General features: G+C 60.7%; 21 protein-coding genes and 1 pseudogene. 11 read left to right on the top strand and 11 right to left on the bottom strand.

Translation table 11 applies throughout. The annotated features are described in order from the left end of the window. Positions 1-122: 122 nt before the first annotated feature. Together idi and bglX are read right to left on the bottom strand one after the other, a co-directional pair. Positions 123-665 carry an isopentenyl-diphosphate Delta-isomerase gene (gene idi / locus ACL2XN_RS09940; RefSeq protein ID WP_413722354.1) on the bottom strand — a complete coding sequence of 181 codons (543 nt, stop codon included), beginning with the start codon at positions 663-665 and terminating at the stop codon, positions 123-125. A gap of 152 nt (positions 666-817) precedes the next feature. After that, positions 818-3,109 carry a beta-glucosidase BglX gene (bglX, locus tag ACL2XN_RS09945; protein ID WP_413730726.1) on the bottom strand — a complete coding sequence of 764 codons (2,292 nt, stop codon included), beginning with the start codon at positions 3,107-3,109 and terminating at the stop codon, positions 818-820. Positions 3,110-3,470: 361 nt separating this feature from the next. Between bglX and dld the strand changes: the two genes are divergently transcribed. The 4 genes from dld to ACL2XN_RS09965 all read left to right on the top strand — a co-directional run bounded on the left by dld (position 3,471) and on the right by ACL2XN_RS09965 (position 7,668). Continuing rightward, positions 3,471-5,204 (top strand): D-lactate dehydrogenase, encoded by a 1,734-nt coding sequence (gene dld, locus ACL2XN_RS09950; RefSeq protein WP_413722353.1) that lies wholly within the window; start codon positions 3,471-3,473, stop codon positions 5,202-5,204. 236 nt (positions 5,205-5,440) lie between these two features. Next, complete coding sequence (locus ACL2XN_RS09955) at positions 5,441-6,427, top strand: Gfo/Idh/MocA family protein (protein ID WP_410015971.1); 987 nt, start codon at positions 5,441-5,443, stop codon at positions 6,425-6,427. Then, positions 6,427-6,903, top strand: coding sequence for a GNAT family N-acetyltransferase (locus ACL2XN_RS09960; protein ID WP_413722351.1), 477 nt, complete (start codon positions 6,427-6,429; stop codon positions 6,901-6,903). The genes ACL2XN_RS09955 and ACL2XN_RS09960 overlap by 1 nt, the downstream gene beginning before the upstream one ends. A 75-nt stretch (positions 6,904-6,978) precedes the next feature. After that, entirely contained in the window at positions 6,979-7,668 is a 690-nt protein-coding gene (locus ACL2XN_RS09965) for a glutathione S-transferase family protein (RefSeq protein ID WP_413722350.1), read from the top strand. Positions 7,669-8,039: 371 nt separating this feature from the next. On the opposite strand, the pseudogene pbpG reads toward ACL2XN_RS09965, so the two are convergent. The 7 genes and pseudogenes from pbpG to ACL2XN_RS10000 all read right to left on the bottom strand — a co-directional run. Continuing rightward, positions 8,040-8,852 (bottom strand): annotated as a pseudogene (gene pbpG / locus ACL2XN_RS09970) (D-alanyl-D-alanine endopeptidase); the annotation flags it as partial. A 390-nt stretch (positions 8,853-9,242) separates the two neighbouring features. Continuing rightward, positions 9,243-10,442 (bottom strand): multidrug effflux MFS transporter, encoded by a 1,200-nt coding sequence (locus tag ACL2XN_RS09975; protein ID WP_413730727.1) that lies wholly within the window; start codon positions 10,440-10,442, stop codon positions 9,243-9,245. Between the two features lie 71 nt (positions 10,443-10,513). Then, positions 10,514-10,981, bottom strand: coding sequence for a spore coat protein U domain-containing protein (locus ACL2XN_RS09980; protein ID WP_410015975.1), 468 nt, complete (start codon positions 10,979-10,981; stop codon positions 10,514-10,516). Between the two features lie 2 nt (positions 10,982-10,983). Further along, positions 10,984-13,362 carry a fimbria/pilus outer membrane usher protein gene (locus ACL2XN_RS09985; RefSeq protein ID WP_413730728.1) on the bottom strand — a complete coding sequence of 793 codons (2,379 nt, stop codon included), beginning with the start codon at positions 13,360-13,362 and terminating at the stop codon, positions 10,984-10,986. Further along, positions 13,335-14,060, bottom strand: a complete 726-nt coding sequence (locus ACL2XN_RS09990; RefSeq protein ID WP_410015977.1) for a molecular chaperone — start codon at positions 14,058-14,060, stop codon at positions 13,335-13,337. Before ACL2XN_RS09990 ends, ACL2XN_RS09985 begins: the two co-directional genes overlap by 28 nt. A 16-nt stretch (positions 14,061-14,076) precedes the next feature. Beyond that, entirely contained in the window at positions 14,077-14,586 is a 510-nt protein-coding gene (locus ACL2XN_RS09995) for a spore coat U domain-containing protein (protein WP_410015978.1), read from the bottom strand. A gap of 306 nt (positions 14,587-14,892) precedes the next feature. After that, positions 14,893-16,044, bottom strand: a complete 1,152-nt coding sequence (locus ACL2XN_RS10000; RefSeq protein ID WP_410015979.1) for a helix-turn-helix domain-containing protein — start codon at positions 16,042-16,044, stop codon at positions 14,893-14,895. 791 nt (positions 16,045-16,835) lie between these two features. Here ACL2XN_RS10000 and ACL2XN_RS10005 point away from each other — a divergent pair. The 6 genes from ACL2XN_RS10005 to ACL2XN_RS10030 all read left to right on the top strand — a co-directional run bounded on the left by ACL2XN_RS10005 (position 16,836) and on the right by ACL2XN_RS10030 (position 22,852). Next, positions 16,836-18,116, top strand: a complete 1,281-nt coding sequence (locus ACL2XN_RS10005) for an efflux RND transporter periplasmic adaptor subunit (RefSeq protein WP_413730730.1) — start codon at positions 16,836-16,838, stop codon at positions 18,114-18,116. Further along, positions 18,113-19,681, top strand: a complete 1,569-nt coding sequence (locus ACL2XN_RS10010) for a DHA2 family efflux MFS transporter permease subunit (RefSeq protein ID WP_410015981.1) — start codon at positions 18,113-18,115, stop codon at positions 19,679-19,681. Before ACL2XN_RS10005 ends, ACL2XN_RS10010 begins: the two co-directional genes overlap by 4 nt. Before the next feature lies 1 nt (position 19,682). Beyond that, on the top strand, positions 19,683-21,284 hold the full coding sequence (locus ACL2XN_RS10015; RefSeq protein ID WP_413730731.1) for an efflux transporter outer membrane subunit: 1,602 nt from the start codon (positions 19,683-19,685) through the stop codon (positions 21,282-21,284). Positions 21,285-21,394: 110 nt separating this feature from the next. Beyond that, entirely contained in the window at positions 21,395-21,682 is a 288-nt protein-coding gene (locus ACL2XN_RS10020) for a YjcB family protein (protein ID WP_410015983.1), read from the top strand. 132 nt (positions 21,683-21,814) lie between these two features. Next, positions 21,815-22,276, top strand: coding sequence for a DUF1348 family protein (locus ACL2XN_RS10025; RefSeq protein WP_410015984.1), 462 nt, complete (start codon positions 21,815-21,817; stop codon positions 22,274-22,276). After that, positions 22,277-22,852 (top strand): TetR/AcrR family transcriptional regulator, encoded by a 576-nt coding sequence (locus ACL2XN_RS10030; RefSeq protein ID WP_413730733.1) that lies wholly within the window; start codon positions 22,277-22,279, stop codon positions 22,850-22,852. A 67-nt stretch (positions 22,853-22,919) separates the two neighbouring features. Here the strand turns inward: ACL2XN_RS10030 and ACL2XN_RS10035 are convergent, their stop codons facing one another. Both ACL2XN_RS10035 and ACL2XN_RS10040 read right to left on the bottom strand, forming a co-directional pair. Beyond that, complete coding sequence (locus tag ACL2XN_RS10035; RefSeq protein ID WP_413730967.1) at positions 22,920-23,621, bottom strand: DJ-1/PfpI family protein; 702 nt, start codon at positions 23,619-23,621, stop codon at positions 22,920-22,922. Positions 23,622-23,681: 60 nt separating this feature from the next. After that, complete coding sequence (locus ACL2XN_RS10040) at positions 23,682-24,239, bottom strand: isochorismatase family protein (RefSeq protein WP_413727027.1); 558 nt, start codon at positions 24,237-24,239, stop codon at positions 23,682-23,684. Positions 24,240-24,406: 167 nt separating this feature from the next. Here ACL2XN_RS10040 and ACL2XN_RS10045 point away from each other — a divergent pair, with 167 nt between their 5' ends. After that, positions 24,407-25,030, top strand: a complete 624-nt coding sequence (locus tag ACL2XN_RS10045) for a glutathione S-transferase family protein (RefSeq protein WP_410015987.1) — start codon at positions 24,407-24,409, stop codon at positions 25,028-25,030. Positions 25,031-25,049 lie beyond the last annotated feature (19 nt).

The raw sequence follows: 25,049 nt of genomic DNA on the forward strand, positions 1-25,049 counted from the left end.
ATTATGTTCTTGGAAGAATAGTTCAAATTAGAATTTATTCATTAAAAAAGAAAGCATAAGAATAGAACCGAAAGTATGGAGACAACATTAAGGCTCGCGGGGAGATCGCGGGCAGAATAACCTTAACCGGCGCGCTTTAGGCGCATAAATTCGGTTATATGGCCTGGAATGGCGGCCAGCGTCAGCCTGAACCAGGGCGTGTACCGCGCCGGACGCGCCTTGATATCCGCCAGCACCGCCGGCAATGCCTGGTAACGACAGGCCATGGCTTCTTCGGGATTAAGCGTCGGCGCCTGCGCGCTGACGCCGAAAAAAACATGATCGAATTCATGTTCTATCAGCCCATTGGCCAGCGGCAGGCGGTATTGCAGCTTAAACACCGGCGTCAGGGCGCAGCGCAGGCCCATTTCCTCATGCAGGCGGCGCCGGGCCGCGGTCTGGGTATCCTCGTGGGGCATGGGATGGCCGCAGCAGGTATTGCTCCATAAACCGCCGCAGTGGTATTTGCCGGCGGCGCGCTGCTGAAGCAGCAGCTCACCGCGTGGATTAAAGAGATATACCGTGATCGCCCGATGCAGCAGCCCCTCGCGATGCGCCTGGAGTTTTTCCATCCTGCCCACGCACTGATCGCGCTCATCGACGAGGACGACTTCGGTAAACGCCATGATAGTGTCTCATTAAGCCCCTGCAGACGCCTATTTTAGCGGCAATGATGGTAAAAATCTGCGCAACGGCGGGGAATAAACGTTACGCAGCGGCATATTTTGCAAAAAAGCATGTCCGCAGCGACAGGCCCTTGAGGCTCACGGTAGGATGATTACTGCAGGGTAAACCTCGCGGTTTTGACCCGGGCGGAATCCAGCCCCACCATCACCTCGAATTCGCCCGGCTCGGCGGCAAACCGCATCTGCTGATCATAGAATTTCAGCGCGGCGGCATCCAGCCTGAACGTCACCGTTTTTGCTTCCCCGGCCTTGAGGAACACTTTCTGGAAGCCTTTTAATTCCTTCACCGGACGGCTTAACGATGCCGCGATGTCGTGTACGTAGAGCTGGGCCACGGTATCGCCGTCGCGATGGCCGGTATTGGTCAGGGTGACGCTGACGGTGATACTGCCGTCGCGCCCAAGCGTAGTGCTTGACAGCGCCGGCGCCGATACGTCGAAGGTGGTGTAGCTCAGGCCGAAACCGAACGGATAAAGCGGGCCGTTGGCCTCGTCATAATAATGCGAGGTGTATTTATCCGGTTTGTCCGCCAGATAGGGCCGCCCGGTGGGCAGGTGATTATAATAGGTTGGGATCTGCCCCACCGAACGTGGGAAGGACATCGGCAGTTTACCGGACGGGTTGTAATCGCCAAACAGCACATCGGCGATGGCGTTGCCGCCCTCGGTGCCGCTGAACCAGGTTTCCAGCATGGCGTCCGCCTGCTGGTTCTCACGCACCAGCGCCAGCGGCCGGCCGTTCATCAGCACCAGCACCAGCGGCTTGCCGGTGGCCTTAAGCGCGTCGATAAGCGCGCGCTGGCTGTCTGGAATGGTGATATTGGTACGGCTGGACGCCTCGTGGGCCATGCCCTGGGATTCCCCTACCGCCGCGATGACAACATCCGCTTTGCGGGCAGCCTTGACCGCTTCGTCGATCATCGCCTGCGGCGCGCGCGGGTCGTTCTTCACCGCCTGATCGTAGGAATTCAGGTAAGCGAGCATATCCTTATGATCGGTAATATTGGCGCCCCGGGCATACACCACGGTGGCCTTGTCCCCCACGGCGTTGCGTATTCCGCGCAACAGGGAGACGGATTGCTCGGGCCGCCCGGCGGCGGACCAACTGCCCATGATATCCCGCTGGCTGTCCGCCAACGGCCCCACCACGGCGATAACGCCCTGTTTTTTCAGCGGCAGGGTATGCAGGCGGTTTTTCAGCAATACCAGGCACTGGCGCGCCACCTGGCGCGCCGCGTCGCGGTGCAGGCGGCTTTCGGCGTTGGTGTCCTGCGGATCGCTGCCCACGGGGCCCAAATGGCTGTAAGCGTCGCGGAACAGGCCCATATCGTATTTGACATTGAGCACGTGGCGTACCGCTTCGTCAATTTCCTGCTCGCTGACCCCGCCGCTTTTCACCAGCTGCGGCAGATAGCGGATAAAATATTCGTCGCTCATGCTCATGTTGATGCCGGCGTTAAGCGCAATTTTTACCGCCTCGATGGGCGAACTGGCCACGCCGTGTTTGATCAATTCCTTGATGGCGCCGTGATCGCTGATGGTGATGCCGGTAAAATGCCATTGCTTGCGCAGAATATCCTTTAACAGCCAGGCATCGGCGGTGGCCGGAACGCCGTTTACGGTATTCAGCGCCACCATCACCCCGCCGCTGCCCGCGTCAAGGGCCGCTTTATAAGGCGGCATATAATCCTGGAACATGCGTTGCGGGCTCATATCGACCGTATTGTAATCACGTCCCCCCTCCACCGCGCCATACAGGGCAAAATGTTTTACCGACGTCATCAGCGCGTGGCGATCGCCCGGATTCTTACCCTGGATGGACTGCACCAGGGTGCGGCCGATTTCCGCGGTCAGGAACGTATCTTCGCCCAACCCTTCGGAGACCCGGCCCCAGCGCGGATCGCGCGTGACGTCCACCATGGGCGCCCAGGTCATGTTAAGTCCGTCTTCGCTGCCCTCATAGGCGGCGATGCGTCCGCTGGTGGCTACCGCATCAAGGTTCCAGCTGGAGGCGAGCCCCAGGCTGATGGGGAAAATAGTGCGCTGGCCGTGGACGATATCATAGGCGAAGAAAAGCGGGATTTTCAGCCGGGGCAATTGCATGGCCTGATCCTGCATCTGGCGGATATCCTGGCGGGTCACCGTATTAAAAATAGCGCCCACCTGGCCGTTTTTGATCATCTCCCGGATGGCTTCCTTCGGATTTTCCGGCCCGACGCTGATAAGTCGCAGCTGGCCGATTTTTTCCTGCAGGGTCATTTTTTGCAGCAGCGCGTTAACATAAGCGTCGCGGGGCAAATCGGGAGAAGGAAGCTGGGTATCGTCCGCCAGGGCGGGGTGAAGCGATAATGCTGCAAGCAGGCTCAGTGAACACAGCCATTTCATATCGTTGTTCTCATACTCGCGAAAGCGTACCGGGCCCGGCGCCCGCTACGGATATTCTGGTTAATATGCCATAAGGCATCGCAGTGCTCAGTGTAGACCATCACGAACGCGAGTGGGTAAGGTTAAATTATTGAAAGCGTTTGTTTCTGGATAAGAATATCGTTAATCGGCCGCGCGCCCGGGATGCGTCCGGCGACGCCGCGGCGGCCGGACCGGCTGCCGGCAAAGCGCCTTTCTCATTATGTTCACATTGACGCCGCTCCGGGCGTATATTCATTATCCATATGCGCCAGTTTACATGAGTCCGTATCCCGTCCGTGGGTATAAAATCAGTTTGCTTCGCAGAGAAAAGGATATCGTTATGCCGCACACTTCGCCTTATCTATCGCATGCGTTTTTAGAACAGCTTACCGCCATCGTCGGTAAGCGTCATGTCCTGACCGATAGCCGCCAGACCCAGCGTTATTGCAAGGGATTCCGCTCCGGCAGCGGCCCGGCCCTGGCGGTGGTGCTGCCCGACTCGCTGCTCTCGCTGTGGCGGGTGCTGGAAGCCTGCGTGGCCGCCGACAAAGTGATTATCATGCAGGCGGCCAATACCGGCCTGACCGAAGGCTCCACGCCCAACGGCTCCGATTACGATCGCGAGGTGGTGGTGGTCAGCACCCGGCGCCTGGATGGCGTACAGCTGATCGACGAGGGCCGGCAGGCAGTGGCCCTGGCGGGCAGTACGCTTTATACGCTGGAAAAGGCGTTGAAGCCCCTGAAGCGGGAACCGCATTCGGTTATCGGCTCCTCATGTCTCGGCGCGTCGGTCATCGGCGGCATTTGCAATAATTCCGGCGGATCGCTGGTCAAGCGCGGCCCGGCCTATACCGAAATGGCGCTGTTCGCGCAGCGAGATGAAGACGGCCAATTGCGGCTGGTCAACCATTTAGGCATCGATTTAGGCACCACGCCGGAGCAGATCCTCACCCGGCTGGAGAACCGGCAATATTCGGCGGCGGACGTTCAACCGGCCGGGCATGCCTGCTCCGATCATGATTACGCCGAACGGGTGCGCCAGGTGGATGCCGCCACCCCGTCGCGATTTAACGCCGACCAGCGCCGGCTGTTCGAGGCGTCGGGCAGCGCCGGTAAGGTGGCGGTGTTCGCCGTGCGCCTGGATACGTTTCCCGCCGAGGAACGCCAGCAGGTCTTCTACATCGGCACCAACGACCCGCAGGTCCTGGCCCGGCTGCGCCGCGACGTCCTGTCCGGCTTCGCCAACCTGCCGGTGGCGGGCGAGTATATGCATCGCGATTGTTACGATATCAGCGCCACCTACGGCAAAGACACCTTTATCATGATTAACCGGCTCGGCACCGACCGGATGCCGTGGCTGTTCCAGCTAAAAGGCCGTATCGACGCCACTCTGAACGCCCAGGCCTGGCTGCCGCCGCAGCTCAGCGATCGTTTCCTGCAGTTGGCAAGCCGCCTGTGGCCGCAGCATTTGCCGCCGCGCATGACGGCGTTCCGCGAGCGTTATGAGCATCATCTGCTGCTGAAAATGTCCGGCGACGGCATTAACGAGGCCGAGGCCTACCTGAAAAACTTTTTTGCCGTGGAGCCGGGGGATTATTTTATCTGCACCGACGACGAGGGCGGCAAGGCTTTCCTGCACCGTTTCGCCGCCGCCGGGGCCGCGGTGCGCTATCATGCGGTACACAGCGATGAGGTGGAGGATATCCTGGCCCTGGATATTGCCCTGCCGCGCAATGAAACCCAGTGGTTCGAAACCCTGCCGCCGGACATTGACCGGCAACTGGTGGCCAAGCTTTATTACGGTCATTTCATGTGCCACGTCTTTCATCAGGATTATATTGTGCGTAAGGGGGTCGACAGCCATGCGTTGAAAGCACGGATGCTGGCGTTGCTTAATCAACGCGGCGCCGAATATCCGGCCGAACACAACGTTGGCCATCTTTACCAGGCCAAGCCGCAGCTGGCGGCGTTCTACCGGCAGATCGATCCCACCAATACCTTTAATCCCGGCATCGGCAAGACCTCCAGGCTAAAGCTTTGGCGCGAGCCCGGCGCGGAGCAAAAGCAGCCCTGACGGCGACGCTTTCCGCCCCCAGGCGTGCGCCGCCTTCACGGGGGGCTTGGCAAGCGCGATGACCTTTGCAATACTGCTTGGCAGTGTTACAAGTCATGATCGGTCTATACAGGCGTTGACAATCCGTTATGCGGCGCCGTCCGATGCCCGATGGCAAGGCCGGCCGCGCTTCAGCGGCAATCGTGATATTCAGGGACGATCGGTTCTTCATTTTTCAACAAGGCATCGACTCTGTTATGAAATATGTCATCGTGGGTACAGGTAACATCAGCCGCACCTATCTCAAGGCGCTGGACGCATTGCCGGCAAGCGAAGCTGTGGGGTATATATCCCGCAGCAAAGCGGCGGGCGCTACCGTTGGCGCATTACCTTGCTGGCCGGCGCTGGCGCAAGTCGATCGGCCGTTTGACGCCGTTATCGTCACCACGCCCAACGCACTGCATCATCAAAGCGCCATCGAGGCCGCGCAGCTGGGCAAGCATGTGCTGGTGGAAAAACCGCTGGATATCACCCAGGCCGCCATGGACGATATGATAAGGGTTGCCGCGCGGCACCAGGTGGTGTTGGCCGTGAGCTACCAGCGCCGCACCAATCCGGACAACCGGGCCATTAAACGCCTGCTTGAGCAGCAGGCGTTCGGCCGAATCTATTCCGCCGACCTGAGCTGCCGCTTCTGGCGCGATCAGGCGTATTACGACAGCGCGGCATACCGCGGCACCTACGCCGTTGACGGCGGCGGGGTCTTTATCCAGCAGGCCAGCCATAATATCGATAACTACATCTGGTTTTTCGGCATGCCGGAACGGGTGCAGGGAGAGCTGGACACCTTCGCGCACCAGATGGAGGCCGAAGATCACGGCGCCGTGGTGTTGCGCCATGCCGACGGCATGATCGGCACCATCGTCGCCTCCACCTGCGCCCCGCCGGGATACCCTCCGCGCCTGGAGGTCAGCTGTGAAAAAGGCACCTTTACCCTGCTGAACGACCGGATCAGCGCCTGGCACATCGCCGGCCTCGACAATCCGGCGGAGCAGGCGGAACCGGCGCCCGATGACGGCGCCAGCAACCCGGCGGTGACCGACACCTCCCGCCACGAAGCGGTGCTCGAGGATTTCGAACGGGCGGTTACGCGGGGCGATACGCCGTTGGCCGCGGGCATAGATGCCCGGCGCGCCACCGACCTTATCCTGCGGATTTACCGCTGTCGGACGGAAAACCGTTGATGTTCCGGCTCAGAGCGGCCCGTATCGATGAGTTGAGCCGACTCACCGAGCTCTGCGTGCAGTCGACGGCCTTATTGGGCTATGACGACGCGTTGCGGCAATCCTGCCGCGATAAGCTGACTTTTCGCCCGGCGGATATGGAAAACTCGCTGATTTGCGTCGCCGAGGCCGGCAATGCCTTGCTTGGCGCCGCCCAGTTGCTGCTCCAGGATGAAATCGCCCTGCTCGAACGGCTGTTCGTGGCGCCGGACAACGCCAATACCGGCATCGGCAAAATGCTGTTCGGCTGGTCCATCAACGCCGCCCACCGGGCCGGCGCCGAACGGTTGCTCATTGATTGCCATCCCCTTGCCGCCGGCTTTTACCAGCGCATGGGCGCGCGCGCGGAGGGCACGGTCGACACCGGCCTGCTGCCCGGTCAGCCAACGCCGCGTTTTCGCATTACCCTGACCCCCTGCCGGGCCGCCGCCAGGTAGCGGCCCGGCAGGCCGGCGGGATGCGCGTATTGGGCAGCGGCTTACCACCCCACGACAGCAACGGAGCGTGACATCGTGTATCAATTGCATATTGCCAATAAAAATTATTCGTCCTGGTCGCTGCGTCCCTGGCTCTTGATGAAGACGCTGGATATTCCGTTTGACGAGGCGCTGCATCCTTTCCAGTCGGGCGACAATCATCATCTTTTCGCGCATTTTTCGCCCTCCGGGCGGGTGCCGGTGCTGTATGACGGCGCCATGGCGGTATGGGACTCGCTGGCCATCGCCGAATACCTGGCGGATACCCATGCGGGCATCTGGCCGGAAGAACGCCAGGCCCGGGCCTGGGCGCGCTGCGCGGCGGCGGAAATGCATGCCGGGTTCGGCACGCTGCGCAGCCTGTGCCCGATGAACTGCGGCGTGCGGGTGCGTTTGCGGGCGATTCCCGACGCCCTGCGCGCCGATCTGACGCGCCTGGATGCGTTGTGGCAACAGGGGCTTTCCCGTTTCGGCGGGCCGTATTTGGCGGGCCGCGAATTTAGCGCCGCGGATGCGTTTTTTGCCCCGGTGGTATTCCGGGTGCAGACCTATGACCTGCCGCTGTCGGCCGCCGCGCAGGCATGGTGCCGCACCATGCTGGCGCTGCCCACGCTGGCGCAATGGTATCAGGATGCGCTGGCCGAGAAGTGGCGCGAGGCCTCGCATGAGGAAGAGTCGGCGAACCAGGGAGAGATTATTGCGGATCTGCGCGGCCGGGCGGAGTAGCGCCGGCCGCGGTTGGCACCTTAATCGACCTGTTTGTCCCGATCGCCGGCGCCATTTTTCGCCGTTTGTCCGGACGGATGGGTTTTGGACTTCTTAAATGCCGTCTGGCCGGGCTTGGCGGCTTTGGTTTTTTTATACGCCGTCTGGCCGGGTTTGGCTTTACCGGCGGCGGCCGTTTGTCCGCGCCTGGCCTTTTGGACGGCAGCCGTCTGGAGAGCGTTGGCGTTGCCGGCCTTTTTCGCCGTTTGCCCCGTCGCATGGCGTTTCAGCGCTTTATTGCCTGGCTGTTTATTATTGGCCAGGGCGCGATGGGCCGCGGGTTTATAGGCCGAGCGGGTGGAGCGCAGCGCCGGAGCTTTCGGATAGACCTGCGACGGCAGCGCCGTGGCCTGGCCGGTTTCCAGCCAATTGCGGATACGGCTGGCATCGGCAAAATGGGTATATTTACCGAAGGCGTCCAATACCACCAGTCCCACCGGGCGATGATTGATCACGGTGCGCATCACCAGGCAATGCCCCGCCGGATTGGTAAAGCCGGTTTTGGTTAACTGTATGGTCCAGTCCGGACGATAAACGAGATGATTGGTATTACGAAACGGCAGGGTATAGGACGGATTGCTGAACGTCGCCATGGTCTCGTGCGTCGTGCTGAGTTCGGTAAGCATCGGGTATTGCTGGCTGGCGATAAGCAATTTTGACAAATCGCGCGCCGTCGACACGTTATTGAATGACAAACCGGTAGGCTCGACATAATGGGTATTCATCATGCCCAATGAGCGCGCCTTGGCATTCATCGCGGCGATAAACGCCGAATAACCGCCGGGATAATGATGCGCCAGGCTGGCGGCGGCCCGATTTTCCGAAGACATCAGCGCCAGCAGCAGCATATTGCGCCGGCTAATTTCGCTGCCTACGCGCACCCTTGAAAACACCCCCCTTAATTCCGGCGTTTCATGGATATCCACGGAAATTATTTCATCCATGGGCTGCTGCGCGTCCAATACCACAATGGCGGTCATCAGCTTCGACAGCGAGGCAATAGGCACCACTTTATCCGCATTGGAAGAATAAAGCAGGTGATTATCCGTCATATCAAAAACAATCGCGCTGCCGGAGGCAATTACCAGCGGCGAAACCAGGGGCGCCGCCTGTGCGTCGACGGCGGCCTGTGCATCGTTAATCATCACATTTGTAAGCGTTAAAAGAGACACGCCAAAACAAGCGACACGAAAAAAAGATAACATTAGCCATTACCTGAAAGATACTGCGGGACCGCAGTTGATGACGACATAGTATATCCGATTCTCCCCAAACGAAAATCGCTTAACGCCTGTATTTTTTTGTCACCAAAAAAGGCGGCGCCTTGATTGACAACTTTCAGCATTGCGCAACATCGCAGAAGATATTATTTCACCATAATTAATCAATTAATGACCTATTAATGAATAACAAACAGGCAATATTCAGCGATATCGCCCGCCAATTTTGCTTAGCGGGCGATCGGCGGGGAATAGCGGCAATTGCCCGGCTTTTTTCCGGTAAACGGAGTTAATTACCTTTTACAGGCAATATGTTTATTCGGGCCGCAGACGCGGGGCTTTTCTATTGACCAGTAGCAGGAAAAGCGCGCCGGCAATGATATGGCAGCCCCAGATGGTTATCCCCATGGTCACCGCCGACGTGCCGCCGATGCCGGTAATGGGGACGCTTACCGCCCCGAGGGCGAACATCGCCACGCCAATCATGGCGGAGGCGCTGCCGGCATTCTGGCCCTGGGTTTGCATCGCCAGTGAGGAGGCCAGCGTTCCGATCAGGCCGTTGATCATAACCGAAAAAAACAGGGCCGCCAGGATAAAGGACAGCGGCAAACCGAACAGGCCGCACAAGAGTAAAGCGGTGGAGGCCGTCCCCGCCACGCCCAGCCCCCAGGTCAACACCCGGTATTCGCCGATCCTGGCGCTGGTGCGCGCGGCGATCTGCGAGGCGGCAATCAGACCCAGGCCGTTGACGGCAAAACAAAAGCTGAAGTCCTGCGGGCTCAGGCCATAGAGCTGCTGCAAAACAAAGGGCGAGGCGCCGATATAGGCGAACATGCCCGCCATGCTGAACCCCTGCGTCAGGCACAGCCCCATAAACTGCCGCTGTCGCAGCAGGCGTCCCAGGCCGCCGAAAACGCTGAGCAGCGGCGCCTGGCTGCGCCTGGCGGCGGGCAGGGTTTCTTCCAGCCGCCAGGCGCTCAGCGCCAGCAGCGCCGACGCCATCACCGCCAGCACGATAAACAATCCGCGCCAGTCCAGCCAGGCCAGCAGCGCGCCGCCCAGAACCGGAGCGCCGATGGGCGCCAGCCCGTTAACCAGCATCAGCAGGGCAAAAAACCGGGTCAGCGCAATGCCGCTGTACAAATCCCGCGCCACCGCGCGCGACAGTACCGCGCCGCCCGCGCCGGCCAGCCCCTGTACCAGCCGGGCGGCCAGCAGCTGGCCTATATTTTGCGCCAGCGCGCAGGCGATGGAGGCCAGCAGCAGCATTATCAGGGAAAACAGCAGCGGTCTCATGCGCCCCAGCTTATCGCTGAGCGGGCCGAAAATAAGCTGCCCGGCCCCCAGGCCCAGCAGGCCGGCGGTGAGGCTCAGCTGCGCGGAGGCGGTATTAGTGGCAAGCGAGCCTGCCAATTGCGGCAGGGCGGGCAGGTAAAAATCGGTACATAAGGGGCCGAGCGCGGCCAGCGAGCCCAGCACCAGGGCATAACCAAGCTGTCGTTGTGCGAAAGCCATGAACGTGGATATCCTTTTTCCCGCCGGACAACCTCGGCCCGGCGCGGGCGACACCGTGCCGCCCCTGGCGTTTAATATAGCAGTTGCACAAGGGTAGTGGCGATATAGCTTCCCGGCCGATCGTCGCGGCCGGCCCTCATCCTGGCGTAAACGGTGTAGGTACGGGTTACCGTGGCGTTGGCCGCCAGGCTGTAGCCGTCGGTAATGGCCCCGCCGCCGCCGTTTCCCCACACCTGCTGGTAATTATCGGAGGTATAGAGCTGATAACCGGCGTTATGACCGCCGGCCGACATTTGCCGTTGCCCCTCCCCCGCCGGCCCGTCAAGCAAAATCCGGTAACTGACGTTGGCCGCCGCCGCGCCGGTACGGCAGACCACGGTCAGGGTGGCGGTGGTCTGCCGCGTGGCGCCGTCGACCCCCGCCAGCGCGCCGAAACTCAGCGGCGTGGCGGCGATGGAACAATCGTAGGCCAGCGCCGGACCGGAGAACAGGGCGCAAAGCATAACGAACCAGGCACCCCTTACGCGTGTTAAAAACATATTCAGGCTCCCGTATTACAGGTCAGGGGGCCGATTTGCGGCAGCACATTGGCCTGGGGATGATAATCAAAGCTCAGGGTACAATCGGGCCTGCCCGACGTTTCGACCTTAAGCCGGTTGTGTTCCGCCAGATTCTCGAAAAACGTCTGGCCGTCGTAGCCGACCATGGCCTGGGCGCCGCTGTCCACCAGGGTCGCCACGCTGCCGAGCGGCAGGGGATGCCGCTGCGTGTCCACCAGCAGCAGGGTGGCGCCGCGGCTGCGGCGGATGGGAAAGCGGGCGATCACGCCGGCGCGATCGCCCGGCCTGACCATCAGCACGTCATTGGTGAGGGCGACATCCATCGGCACATCATTGGGGTCGACGGACAGGCGGTTGCTTTCGTAGGCGCGGATATCCTCGATAAACATCAGTCCATGGCCGTCGGTCTTGCCCACCGGGCGGTTTTCCTGCAGGACGGTTATGCCGGGTAAGCCGTCGGTATCCACCAGCGCGAAGCTGTCCTGAATGGTATTGGCGGCAAAAACATGACCGCCGATGGCCGCCAGGGAGCCGCGGGCGGAAGCCCGGACCGCGTGGCCGTCATTGCCCTGCTCGGCGTCGGCGCCGATAAGCCCCCAGTCGGCTTTATATTCCAGCCCGGCATTTTGCCGCGACACCGCGCCGTGCTGCTCAGCCAGGTTCCAGCCAATATCGCCGTGCCGTACCGCTGATTGCTGCGCCTGCAAGGTTTGCGTGCTGTCGCCCTGGCCGACGCTTACGCTGGTACTGATATTCGCCCGCGCGCCGAAAGGGATGGAGATGCCGGCAAACAGGCTATTGCCCTTATCGTAATCAAAATCATGTAATAGCGTGATATAGCCAAACGCCGCCAACACCGGCAGCGGGGCCGAATACGTGGCCGAGAGGGTCGAGGTGCTTATCCGTTGGGACTCATAATTATAACTGTTGTAGTAATTAACTAATTTGCGCGCATAGACCAGGCCGAACGAACCGTTGCCGGGATAGACCGGGAAACCAAGGCTGGCGCGCAGGGTGGTGCCGGCGGTATTGTCGCCATAGGCCGCGGCGATATCATAAAAGCCGGCATTCGCCCTGAGCGCGCTAAAGCCGTAGCTGAAGCTGTGCATCATATGGGAAAAACCGATGCCGTACTGCTGCCCCTGTTTTTCGCCATAACGACTGGCGGCCAGGGAACCGGACAATACCCCCGCATCGCCGATCAGCAAATTGGCGCCGCCGCCGCCCATCACCAGTTTTTGCGTGGCTTCCAGATGGGTCTCCAGCGTCACCGCCGGCCATACACCCCGCCGGTAGCTCACCGAGGCCGCGCCGCCGGTATAATCGGCGGACCGGCTGGCATACTCACGCCGCACCGTGCCGGCTTCCACCGACAAGGACTCCAGTCCCTGTCTCAGCATGGCGTTGCTGGCGTAAAAAGGCAGGGTTTGCGTGGTCTGCCGGCCGTTGGCGTCCTTCACCACCATGGAGACGTCGCCGCCGCCGGTGGTTACCGGCAGCGAGGTGATGTCAAACGGCCCGGCATCCACCTGGCGGGTCATCTGATGCAGGCCGTTGACGTAGATATCCACCGACGACGGGACCGCCACCTCGCCGCTGATGCCCGGACGGGGGAACGTCACGAGATCGGGGCGCAGGCCGAAATTGGTGGTCATCTGCATGCCGCCCATGCGCACGGGACGGGTCCAGTCCAGGCCGCCGCTGATATAATCGCCGGCGTTCCAGGTACGCAGGGTGGCGACATCGGAATAGCTGTAGGTGCTTTCCAGCCGAACCGTGCGATCGAGATAAGGACTATGGGTTTGAATGGCGCTGTTGGCCAGCACGCCGCTATCGCCGAACAGCCGCAGATCGCCCAGCAGGCTATGGCTCTCTTCGCCATGATACTCGGTCACCTGCCCATCGTAGTTCAGCACCGCGCCCCGATCGCTGTGGGGCGCGCTGTCGTCCGGGGAAAGGCTATCCGACGAAAACTGCTGGGCAATCTGGTCGCCGGACGGCACCTGTAAAAACAGCATCTGGGCGTTTTCATCCAGCCGCCAGGTCCAGCCCTGGATGCTGTTTAGCGCAATCAGGCCGCCGCCGGTGTCGGTATAGGCGCCGGTGAGTTTCAGCCCGGAGGCGGTAATCTGCGCGCGGGTCAGCAGCAGGGCGCCCGGCTTGCCGGCGACTTCCTGGATATTATCGTGGATGCGCCCGTTAACCACGACATTGAGCAACAGGCTTTGGCCGGCATCTGCCGCGGGCGCCGTTTCAGCGCCCCACACCAATATCGGCCATAGCAGCGCCAGGGCCAGCATGCGGCCTGGCTGGCGACGCCGCCCGGCGGCTGTCAATGCGTCGGGCCGACATTGACCCATTGATCCGATTTATCCTGGGGACCGGGGTTTTGCACATGTATCCGGGTCCCGGTGGTCAAGACATGTTTGGGATCGCTGATAAGCCAGTGCTGTTGATTGCCCGCCAGGATATAGGGCATGCCGGGGCCGGTCAGCTTCAAGCGTTCGCCGCCGACGGTGGTGGCGCTCACGTTATAGAGCATACTGTGTTTAAGGCCCAGGTTATTCGCCACCAGCATCATGCCGTCGCCCTGGCGCTCAATCCGCCACTGCACATCCGCCGCCGCCGGCTCCGCGCTCAGGGAAAATACCGGCACGGTAAAGCGTATCGCCAGTTGCACTTTCGCGTTGGCGCGATCGGGGATCTGATCAAAAATAATACGATAGGATTCCTCGCCTTTGCTTGCCGGCTCGCGCAGCAGCAGCCTGACGGTTTGTGATTTTCCGGCGGGAATAGTGGCGAACGGCGGGCTTACCGACAGTTTGTTGGTGCTGACGAAGCTGTCGTTATTACCCTTTTGCACCCAGCTGTATCCCCGGATCTGGATAACGCTTGGGGTATCGGCATTATTGGTCAGGGTAAAACTGGCGGATCGGTGCGCGGACGACAGATCCTGACGGATGGGAACGATAGCCAATGCCTGCGCAGAAACCTGGGGCACGATGGCCCACAGGCTTGCCAGCATAAGCGCCCGGATAAAATGATTGTTACGGGGCATAGTGGCTGATCTTGTATTAATAGGTAACGGTTACGGCGACTGTATCGGTATAGTCACCGACCGCCGAGGTGAGCTGGTTGGCGGCGATTTCACCGTACACGGTAATATTCTGCTCACCGCCGGTGCCGACGCCCGCGACGGTATCGTCGCCGGTGGCTTCACCCCAGTTGGTGGTATGTTCGATATTCTGGTATAAGCCGTAGTTCAGCGTCGAGCCGGCCACTGAACCGGTCATGACGCGCACCGCGGTGGTGGCGTCGGTGCCGGTGCCCGCGCCCAGCGCAACCGTATACGGCGCCGCGTTAGAACAGGTCAGCGATAAGGTGGCGGTGGTATCTACCGCGTCGGTACCGGTATAGGCCGGGAATGCCATGGCGGTAGTGGCGATAGTACAGGCTGACTGCACCTCGGCGGTAACCGCGATATTGGTGGTGGCCGTACCGGCCGCGAAAGCGGAAGACGCCACGGTGGCGCCGAGGCACAACAGAGACAAAGCACCGACTTTAAAAAGACGTTGGCTGGACATGATATTTCCTTGAAAGAAGCGATAGGCGATATGAATGGATTTGGCGCGTTAAACCGGCCATTTCTCGCGGTTATTTTAACCGTTAAAAAGAAGGCGCGGTAATGTTAACCATCGCAAATCCGGACGGAACACCTGCTTTAACGGCCAAAACCATTAATAATCATTTTGTCTGCGGAAAATATTAACCATTGCGCGGGATAATGGCCGAATGGAATAATAGCGGCTGGATTGACCATTATTATACGCTAGCTTATATAGAATGAATTACAGTTTATATTTTGATTTTGCCGGTATTAACCAATGCGGTTACTCAACAACGGCGTTTTCCTGTAATTCCCGCAGCCAGGAGGGAATGGCGCGGCCGTCAAACAGGGCCGCATACAAGGGGTAATCAAGCGTGGGCGTAAGCGTGCCGGGCTGCGTGCGGTATTGGTGCGGGCTGACGTTAAAAAACTTGCGGAACATGCGCGCCAGTTGCTGGCCATCGTGCAATCCGCCGCGCCGGGCGATCTTGTCGATGGGCAAAGCGCTGTCGAGCAGTGCCTGACGCGCTAATTCCAACCGGAGCAGCAGCAAAAAAAGATACGGCGAATAGCCCACCTCGAGCGTGAAATGGCGGCGAAAACTGCGCTCGCTCATGGTCATGAACCGCGCCGATCGCTCCATGCTTAAATCCTCGTCAATATGCTTCAGCCACCAGAGCGTCACCCGATGGGCTATCGTGTCATGACGGGTGAATATCTGCGCCGTGACCGGGGTATTATCGCCGAGTCGCAGCATTCGTTCGCCGTCCTGGGTGGGACGAGCCAACGGCAACGGCCCTTTCAGCAGCAGCAACGCCAGTTCACGCAAATTGATATGTTCGCTGGTGGTCAGGATATTGCCGTCAATTTGCAGCGCCGCCGGCATATTGACATTGACCAGCGGATAATGCTCGGCAAGATACGGCGCCAGCGCGGAATGGGTGGTCGCCTGGCGATGGTCCAGCAGCCCGGCCGCCGCCAGGCGCAGCACGCCGGATCCAAGCGCGACGATCTGTCCGGCGCCGGGACAAGCCGCCTGCAGCCAGCGGGATAACAATTCATTGGGCGCGGCCGCGGCCGCCCGGGTACCGTGGGCGATGATCAGCAGATCGGGACTGAGCGGAACCGGCCCGCGCACCGTCAGCGTTTCCGCGTGGATTAACCGGCTGGCCGGCGAAGATATACGTCCGCCGACCGCCGAGTAGATCTGCGTAACGAAGTGTATTTTTTGTCCGCCGTGCCGTACGGCAAAATCGTTTAAGCCCGCCAGCATTTCCAGCAGCTTGACCATTTCGCCGAGAAAGCAGCCGGGATAGGTGAGGATAATCACCCGGCGCACCCGGCTGCGCCCGGGCAGGGCCAGCAACGCGCCCGCGGGGTCATCATCACGCAGGGGGAAGGCGGCGGCAATAGCGGGCATGGCGGTCTTGGTCATGATTAACGGTATCCCGCAGGGGGTGTCATTAACGGTTTGCCACGGTAACAATTGACAGACGGAGCAGTTCGTCAATACCCGGACGGTGAACTTCCTGTTAACGTAAATAATCCTTGTTACCCGGAAGCATGGCAGAAAAAATAGCGTAACAAACCCTGTTTAAATCAGCTTAAAAGATTGACTGGGCGCTTTTATTAATGCCATAAAAGTAAAGCACAGCGCCGTTTCAGGATAAAACAGCCGCCAGAAAAAAAATAAAACCATCGCCAACCCGCGTTTATATGGCGCACTGACGCAGGGTTATTTGGCTTAAATCCGGAAATTAATATGTGCCGTTCAGGCTCTGAATGCAATTAATTTATGATATAAAACAGACCAGAAAAGCATTATTGACTCTAAACGTCGTAGAAATGATATTTTTTAATCGTGTTTATTTTCAGGATGAGTAAAATCCTAAAACACCCCGGTTTACGCCTGCCTTTGCCACGGCGGCGACATGAGAATCGCAGCGCGTCATGGCCGGCATATAGCTCTTCGCCAGCGGCACCCTGACGCCCTGACATAAATTTTAACGCTTTTCCCATTTTTTGCCCGCGCGCGGGCTTTCTTTTTAAACCAAATAGGATAATTAATTGTTTTTTATAAGGTTATAAATCACCTGTTGACGCCCCCACGGCAAGCACAGGAAAACCGCGACTTTTTTTCCCTTTGCTATAATTCGTTTCACTACCCCCTTAACCCCTTGTTTAACACCGGCGCAGCACTCCGCTGCCGATATTTTGATGAGGCCTATGGACAGCAATAACAATAGCGAATCCAATAACGCATTGCCCAGGCGCGCCGCCGGCCAAGGCGATGACCAACAGGGAAACGCCGGCCAGGCGGGCCGGCAATCACAAGACAGCGGCGACCTGCCGCCAAAAAGTCAGGATCGGGCCGACCAGAACACCCGCAGGAATAACGACACAGGACGGGATAGCGCCGGCGGCGACAACGAGGCACACGGGGATGACGGCGACGGCGCGCAAGAAACGCAGCGCAAGCGCCCCGGTAAAAAACCGTTGATTATCCTTGGGGTGGTGGTGCTGATCCTGATTGTGGTCGGCCTCTATTTTTGGCTGACGACCCGCAACCAGGAAACCACCGATGATGCGTTTACCGAAAGCGACGCGGTGACCGTGGCGCCGAAAGTCGGCGGTTACGTGGTTAACCTGGCGGTCAGGGATAACCAGCGGGTGCATAAAGGCGACCTGCTGCTGCAAATCGATGCGCGGGATTATCGTGCCCAGCACGATCAGGCCCTGGCCCAGTTGGGGCTGGCCGAGGCGCAGCTTCACCAGGCCGAGGCGCAATTGGCGCTGTCCAGGGTGCAGTACCCGGCGCAACTGGCCCAGGCCCAACAGGCGCGGGCCGACGCCAATCTGCAAAATGCCGAAGCGGAATTCCGCCGCCAGCGCGGCGTGGATCCCCGCGCCACCACCCAGCAAAATATCGATACCGCCAGCGCCCAGGTGCGCGCCGCGCGCGCGGATGCCGCCAGCGCCCGCGCCCAGGTCGAGGTGGCCGCGCAGGTCGCCCTGCAGATCAACCAGGCCGAGGCCACGGTTGAAGCCCGGCAGCAGCAGGTACGCCAGGCGAAGGCCCAGTTGGAAACCGCCGATCTGAACCTTGCCTATACCGATGTCCGCGCGCCGTTCGACGGCTATGTGACCCGGCGTAATGTCCAGCCCGGCATGCTGGTGCAGGCGGGCAGCGCCTTGTTTTCAGTGGTCTCGCCCGACATTTGGGTAATGGCGAACTTCAAAGAGTCGCAGCTCGAACGCATGCGCCCCGGCAATAAGGTGGAGATTACCGTCGACGCCTTTCCCGATATGAAGCTGCAGGGCCATGTGGACAGCGTGCAGCAGGGCACCGGCTCCCGCTTCTCGGCGTTCCCGGCGGAAAACGCCACCGGCAACTTCGTCAAGATCGTTCAGCGCGTGCCGGTGAAAATCGTTATCGACAGCGGACTGGACGCCAATACCCCCCTGCCCCTGGGCCTGTCGGTGGCGCCGAAGGTATTGCTGGAATGAGCGGTGAACGCAACTGGCAGCCGGCCAGCAATCCCTGGCTGGTGGCGATGGTGGTGACGCTGGCGGTGTTTATGGAAATCCTCGACACCACCATTGTCAACGTGGCCCTGCCCCACGTCGCCGGCACGCTGTCGTCCAGTTACGATGAATCCACCTGGGTGCTGACCTCCTATCTGGTGGCCAACGGCATCGTATTGCCTATTTCGGCTTTCCTCAGCCGGGTGTTCGGCCGTAAACAGTATTTCCTGTTGTGCATTGCCATGTTTACCCTGTGCTCGTTTCTGTGCGGTATCGCCACCGAGCTGTGGCAAATGATCCTGTTTCGCGTATTGCAGGGATTTTTCGGCGGCGGGCTGCAGCCGATCCAGCAATCGGTACTGCTGGATTATTTCAAGCCGGAAGATCGCGGCAAGGCGTTCGGCCTGTCGTCTATCGCCATCATCGTGGCGCCGGTGGTCGGTCCGACGCTCGGCGGCTGGATCACCGATAACTACAGCTGGCGTTGGGTGTTCCTGATCAATATCCCGGTGGGCGTGCTGACCCTGCTGGCCATTTACCAGTTGCTGGAGGATCCCCCCTGGGAGCGTAAGGTGAAAGGTAAAAAACTCAGCATCGACTTTACCGGCATCGGCCTGATTGCATTGGGCCTGGGCTGCCTGCAGGTAATGCTGGACCGCGGCGAGGACGACGACTGGTTCACCTCCGGTTTTATCCGGCTGTTCGCGCTGCTTACCGTCATCGGCATCGTCGGCGCCGTCTATTGGCTGTTGTATGCCAAAAAGCCGGTGGTGGATTTGCGCTGCCTGAAGGATCGTAATTTCGCCGTGGCCTGCCTGCTGATGGCCGGCATGGCCATGATCCTCTACGGCAGCTCGGTGGTGATGCCGCAACTGGCGCAACAGGAACTGGGTTATACCGCCACCCTGTCCGGGCTGGTGCTGTCGCCGGGGGCTATTCTGATTGTCCTGTCGATCCCGCTGGTATTAAAGCTGATGCCTATCGTGCAAACCCGCTGGCTGGTGGCCTTTGGCTTCCTGCTGCTGGCGCTGTCGTTTATCTATTCGCGCCATCTGGTGCCCAACGTAGACTTCAATACCCTGGTGATGATGCGCAGCGCGCAGTCCATCGGGCTGGGTTTCCTGTTTGTGCCGTTGACCACCGTCGCCTTCGTCACGCTGGCACCGCGGCTGAATGCAGACGCCTCGGCGCTGTTTACCATGTTCCGCAACGTGGCGGGGTCGGTGGGCATTTCGCTGTCCACCGCGGCCATCACCGAGCGATCCCAGGCCCATAGCGCCGCCATGGTGCATAATATGTCGCCGCTTAACGAACAATTTCAACAGACGCTGAACCGCACCGCGGCGGCAATCCGCGATTTTTCCCACCAGATAGGCGATCCGATGCAGCTGGCGACCGGCCAGATGTATCAGCAGATGATATCCCAATCACGGATCCTGGCGTATATCGACGTCTTTTCCCTGTGCGCGGTGGTGGCGTTTATCCTTATACCTTTTTGTCTGTTGCTTTCGCCCGTCAAGAGCGAAGGCAATGCGGGAGCACATTGATATGCCGGTTTGTTTCCTGGCCGCCCGGCGGCGGCATCGCTCATTGATACGGCGTTTCAGCCTCGGCGTGGCGCCGTTCGTCCTGGCCGCCTGCGCGGTAGGACCGGACTATCAGCCGCCCCATCCCGTCACCCCCGCCGCCTTTGCGCCGGCCGCCGATAAATCCGGCGCCGCGGTCACGCTGGCGTCGCCGCCGGACCCGTCCTGGTGGCGCAGTTCCAACGATCCGCAGCTCGACAGCCTGATCGCGCGCGCCATCGCCGGCAACCTTTCGCTGCAACAGGCGGTGCTGCGCATCGCCGGCGCGCGTGAACAAAGCGTGCAGGCGGGGGCAGCCGGTTTGCCCGCGGTAAACGCCAGCGCCAAGGCTACCCGGCAGCAGCTGGGCCTGAAGGGTGAACTTGAATCCTCCGGCGTCAACCTCAGCGATGAAAATACCAGCCCGGAGATTGCCTCAGGGCTGGATAGCCTGTTCAAGCCGGTCAATCTTTACCAGGGCAGTTTCGACGCCAGCTGGGAAATTGATCTGTGGGGCCGGGTACGTCGCTCGGTGGAGGCGGCGAACGCCCAAACCCAGGCCGCGGTCGAAGGACGCAACGACGCGCTGGTCTCGCTGGAGGCGGAGGTGGCGCGGACTTACCTGCAGTTGCGCGGCGCGCAGAGCGTGGCCGCTACCCTGGAAACACAAATTGCGGTGGCCCAGCAATCGGCGGAACTGACGCGCAGCCAGCAGCAGCACGGCCTGGCCCCGCAGTATGACGTGGAAAACGCCAACGCCCAGCTTGGTTCGCTGCGGGCGCAACTGCCCCAGTATGAAGCGCAGCAGCGCCAGGCCATGAACGGCCTGGCGGTGCTGCTGGGCCAGCCTCCCGGCACCCTGGATCACGAGCTGGCGCCCGTCAAACCCCTGCCGGCGGTTCCCGCGGCGGTGCCGGTGGGCGTGCCATCGACGCTGGCGCGCCGGCGGCCGGATATCCGCCAGGCGGAAGCCAACCTGCATGCGGCCACCGCCAATATCGGGGTTTCGGTGGCGCAGTTGTTTCCCGATCTGTCATTGACCGGGCAGTTCGGGATGCGCAATACCGATGCGGACTACCTCACCCACTGGAGCAGCCATTTTTACAGCTTTGGTCCCCAGGTTTCCCTGCCGATATTCCAGGGCGGCCGGCTGGTGGCCAGCGTGAAACTGTCGCGCGTACAGCAGGCCAATGAAGCGCTTGCCTATCGCCAGGCAGTGTTGACCGCCCTGCAGGATGTGGAAAATGCCCTGGTCAGCTACCGCACCGATCGGCAGCGGGTCGAGGGGCTGGAGCAAACTGCCGCCTCGTTGCAGAATGCCTTCGATCTCGCCAGCGCCAGCTATCGCCAGGGCATCAGCACTTTTATCAACGTGCTGGACGCCCAGCGGCAGCTGGCGCAGGCCCGGCAGCAGGCGGCCAGCGCGCGGGTGCAGACCGGCACAGATCTGGTGGCGTTATATAAAGCGCTCGGCGGCGGCTGGGAGCCGTATCAGAATATGACGCTGCCCGACTACCCGGTTTTTGGTCCGGCGGAGTCGGGAAACGCGCCGGTGCAATTGACTAATAAATCGCCACAATCTTAGGCGCAAGCACAAATCGGCCTAAAAATGTGTCTTGGATCACATATTTTTGTAGCGCAATGCAACCAAACAGGAGAAAATTACACCATCTTACAAATGGGGGGTGGGTTGTCATGGGTACTCTTGCCGCAGGCTTCGTGATGATGCGCTGGGAATTGCTCAGCGCGGTGATGATGTTTTTCGCCAGCACGTTAAATGTCTTTTGCCGTAAAAGCAGCCACAATGCGCTGGCGTTTATTTTCAGCGGCGTCGGCATCAGCATGGCCTGCTGGTTTGTCACCGGACTGCTGGGTATCACGCTGTCGGTTGAAATGGTCTCCTGGCGCGAAGCCTGGGATAACCTGAAAGATATCGCCACGTATGTGGTTTCCCATACGCCGCCGGAATGGCAGGTAAACTGACCGTCTCCGCCGGCCGTCCCCGGGCGGGGTAGTAGCGCTGACCGCTGCCTGCCCGCGCCACAAAAATAGCTTGCCCGGCGCTGTACCGATTGGTACAGTCAGGATTCCCGTTCTCCTGACAAGGCATCCATCATGGCAAACCTGGTCCCTCCCTTTACCCCTGACACCGCCGCCGCTAAAGTCCGTATGGCGGAGGACGGCTGGAACAGCCGCGATCCGCAGCGCGTATCGCAGGTGTATACCCTTGATACGCAATGGCGCAATCGCGCGGAAATCGTCACCGGCCGCGACGAGGTAGTGGCGTTCCTGACCCGGAAATGGGCTAAGGAACTGGATTATCGGCTGATCAAGGAACTGTGGGCGTTTACCGGCGCGCGCATTGCGGTGCGTTTTGCCTATGAATGGCATGACGACAGCGGCAACTGGTTTCGCTCCTATGGCAACGAAAACTGGGAGTTCGATGCCGCGGGGTTAATGGCCCGCCGTTTTGCCTGTATCAACGATCTGCCCATCGCCGACGGCGACCGCAAGTTTCACTGGCCGCTGGGACGGCGCCCGGATGATCACCCCGGTCTGTCCGACTTTGGCCTCTAGATGACCGACCACAACGCGGATAGCGCGGCGCTGGTAGCGCAAATAGCCGACGTTTTCCGTGAATGCGGCTTCGAGGGCGCGTCCCTGAGCCGTATCACCGAACGCACCGGCCTGGGCAAAGGCAGCCTGTACCACTTTTTTCCCGGCGGCAAAGACGCCATGGCGGCGGCGGTGCTCACCCAGGTCGAGGCGTGGTTTCACCGCCACATTTTCCAGCCGCTGGCGCGGGATAACGCGCCGGACGCGCTTGACGGCATGTGGCGGGCGGTGGATGCGTATTTCCTGTCCGGACAGCGCATCTGCCTGATGGGGGCCTTTGCCCTGGACGGCACGCGCGATCGATTTGGCCATGCTATCGGCGTGTATTTCCACCACTGGATAAGCGCGCTGCAACAGGCGTTGCAACGGGCCGGCGTCGCAGTTCCGGCGGCGGGCGAACTGGCCGAGGACACCGTCGCCGGTATCCAGGGCGCGTTAACGCTGGCGCGAGCCATGAATGACACCGATCTGTTTATCCGTGGCACGCGGCGGCTGCGGGCGCGGCTTATGCTCGCCATACCCCTCCACCATCCTTGATGCCGTCTTGCGTGCCGGCACGGCGGATCGGACCTGTCCGCCGCGCGGCGTGGCCGCCTGCGGGCGGTTATTTTCCGTCCCGGGCGGCGAACATGGCGCGGGCCGCTGCTGCAACCACGGGTTGACGCGTCGCCACAGTGGCGGCGATACGCGCCGCCACCGGTTCCCGCACCGATCCGGGGGCGGTTTCCGGCCGGCCGGCGTTAAACGGCGGCGCCGGCGCGTATTCCAGTCCCAGCTGGATAGCCTCGGCGGTCGCCTGGTCGAAGACATGGTTAATTACCGCCAGCGCAAAATCCATGCCCGCGGTTACGCCGCCGCCGGTGATGATATTACCGTCCTGCACCACGCGGCCCGCGTCGGGTATGGCGCCGAACAGCGTTAACAGATCACGCCAGGCCCAGTGGCAGGCGGCGCGTTTACCCACCAGCAGCCCCGCAGCGCCCAGGATCAGCGACCCGGTACACACCGAGGTGATATAGCGGGCGCCGCCGGCCAGCCGGCGGATATCGGCCATAAACACCGGGTCCGCTATCATCTCGGTACTGCCGGCGCCGCCCGGCACGCAGAGGATATCGCACCGCGCGATAGCCGCCAGATCGGCCAGGCCGGAAAATACCAGGCCGTCGGCGCTTACCGGCCGGCCGGCCGTCGAGGCGGCAATCACCCGGGTATCCGGCAGACGGGAAAAGAACTGGTGCGGGCCGGTGAAATCCAGCTGGGTAACGCCGGGGTAAAGCGGCATGACGATAATCAAGGACTGCTGCATCATTCTTTCCTCATGACGGTAACCTGTTATCAATAGGCCTGGCGCGGGACGATTACCGCCTTAAAACTCAATTTCGCCGGCCGGGCGTACGCTTACGCTATGCGGCCCGGCGTTAAATCCATCCAGCAGGGCATTATGATGGGCGATGATCTGTGCAAAGCCGAGGGCGCCGCTGTCCGCGGTGGTATGGCCGTCGCCGGCCAGGACCACGTCATACCCCAGGGAAACCGCGCGGCGTACGGTGGTATCGACGCAAAACTGCGTCATGCATCCCCCCGCCACCAGGCGCGTGACGCCCAGGCGCTGCAAACAATCGGCCAGATCGGTGGCATAAAAGGAATCGCAGCTGCGCTTATGCACCACGATATCCCCGGGCGCAGGCCCCAGGTCCGCACGGATGCGCCACCCTTCCCCGCCCCGCGCCAGCCGGTGATCGCCGTCGCCGTCGTGCTGCACCAGGATAACCGGCGCCCCGGCGGCGCGCGCCCGCAGCTGCAATGCCGCCAGCCGCTGCGCCACCTCGCCTAACCGCCGATCGAGCAGCGGCTGGCGAGCCGCATCGGCCAGCCCGTGGAGAATATGGTTTTGCATATCAATAATCAGTAATGCCGTGGTCATATTACCCTCTTATGCTGCAAGTTCAGGCGCCGCGCACGGCGGGGAAATGCGCCAACCCGCCGGACGACGGGATAGGCATGGCGCGCGCGGGCTATTTAATCTGGCGAAAAACAATGCCATTATGCCATATCGATCTCACCGGCACCGTGGCGACTAGAAGGACATCTATGCTGAAAATTCTGGGCAAGTCAACTTCCATTAACGTGCGCAAGGTCTTATGGACCTGCGTGGAACTGGGTATCGATTTTGAACGGGAAGACTGGGGGAGCGGATTTAAAGATCCCCATGACCCGGCTTTTCTGGCGTTAAATCCCAATGCCATGGTGCCGGTCATCCTGGACGGGGATTTTGTGTTGTGGGAGTCCAATACCATTATCCGCTATCTGGCCCGGGCCTACCGGGGCGAGGCGTTATATCCGGCGCCGCCGAAAAGCCGGGCGCGGGTGGATCAGTGGATCGACTGGCAGGCCGCCGAACTCAACCCGTCCTGGAGCTACGCCTTCACCGCCCTGGTAAAACGCTTCGCCACGCATAACGACGCGCAGCGCATTGCCGGGTCGATCGCCGCCTGGTCGGGGACGATGACCATCCTCGACCGGCAGTTGGCCGCCACCGGCGCTTACGTGGCGGGAGACGCCTTTACGCTGGCGGATATTCCCATCGGCCTGTCGGTGAACCGCTGGTTCTCCACCCCCATCACCCATCCGGAACTGCCCGCCGTCAACGCTTATTATGAACGGCTCAGCCAGCGTCCGGGCTATCTGGCCCATGGCCGCAACGGGATGCCGTAAGCGGCGCGCGCTGAAATAT

The organism is Sodalis sp. RH22 (assembly GCF_047324165.1).
In the GTDB taxonomy this organism is placed as follows: Bacteria; Pseudomonadota; Gammaproteobacteria; order Enterobacterales; family Enterobacteriaceae; genus Acerihabitans.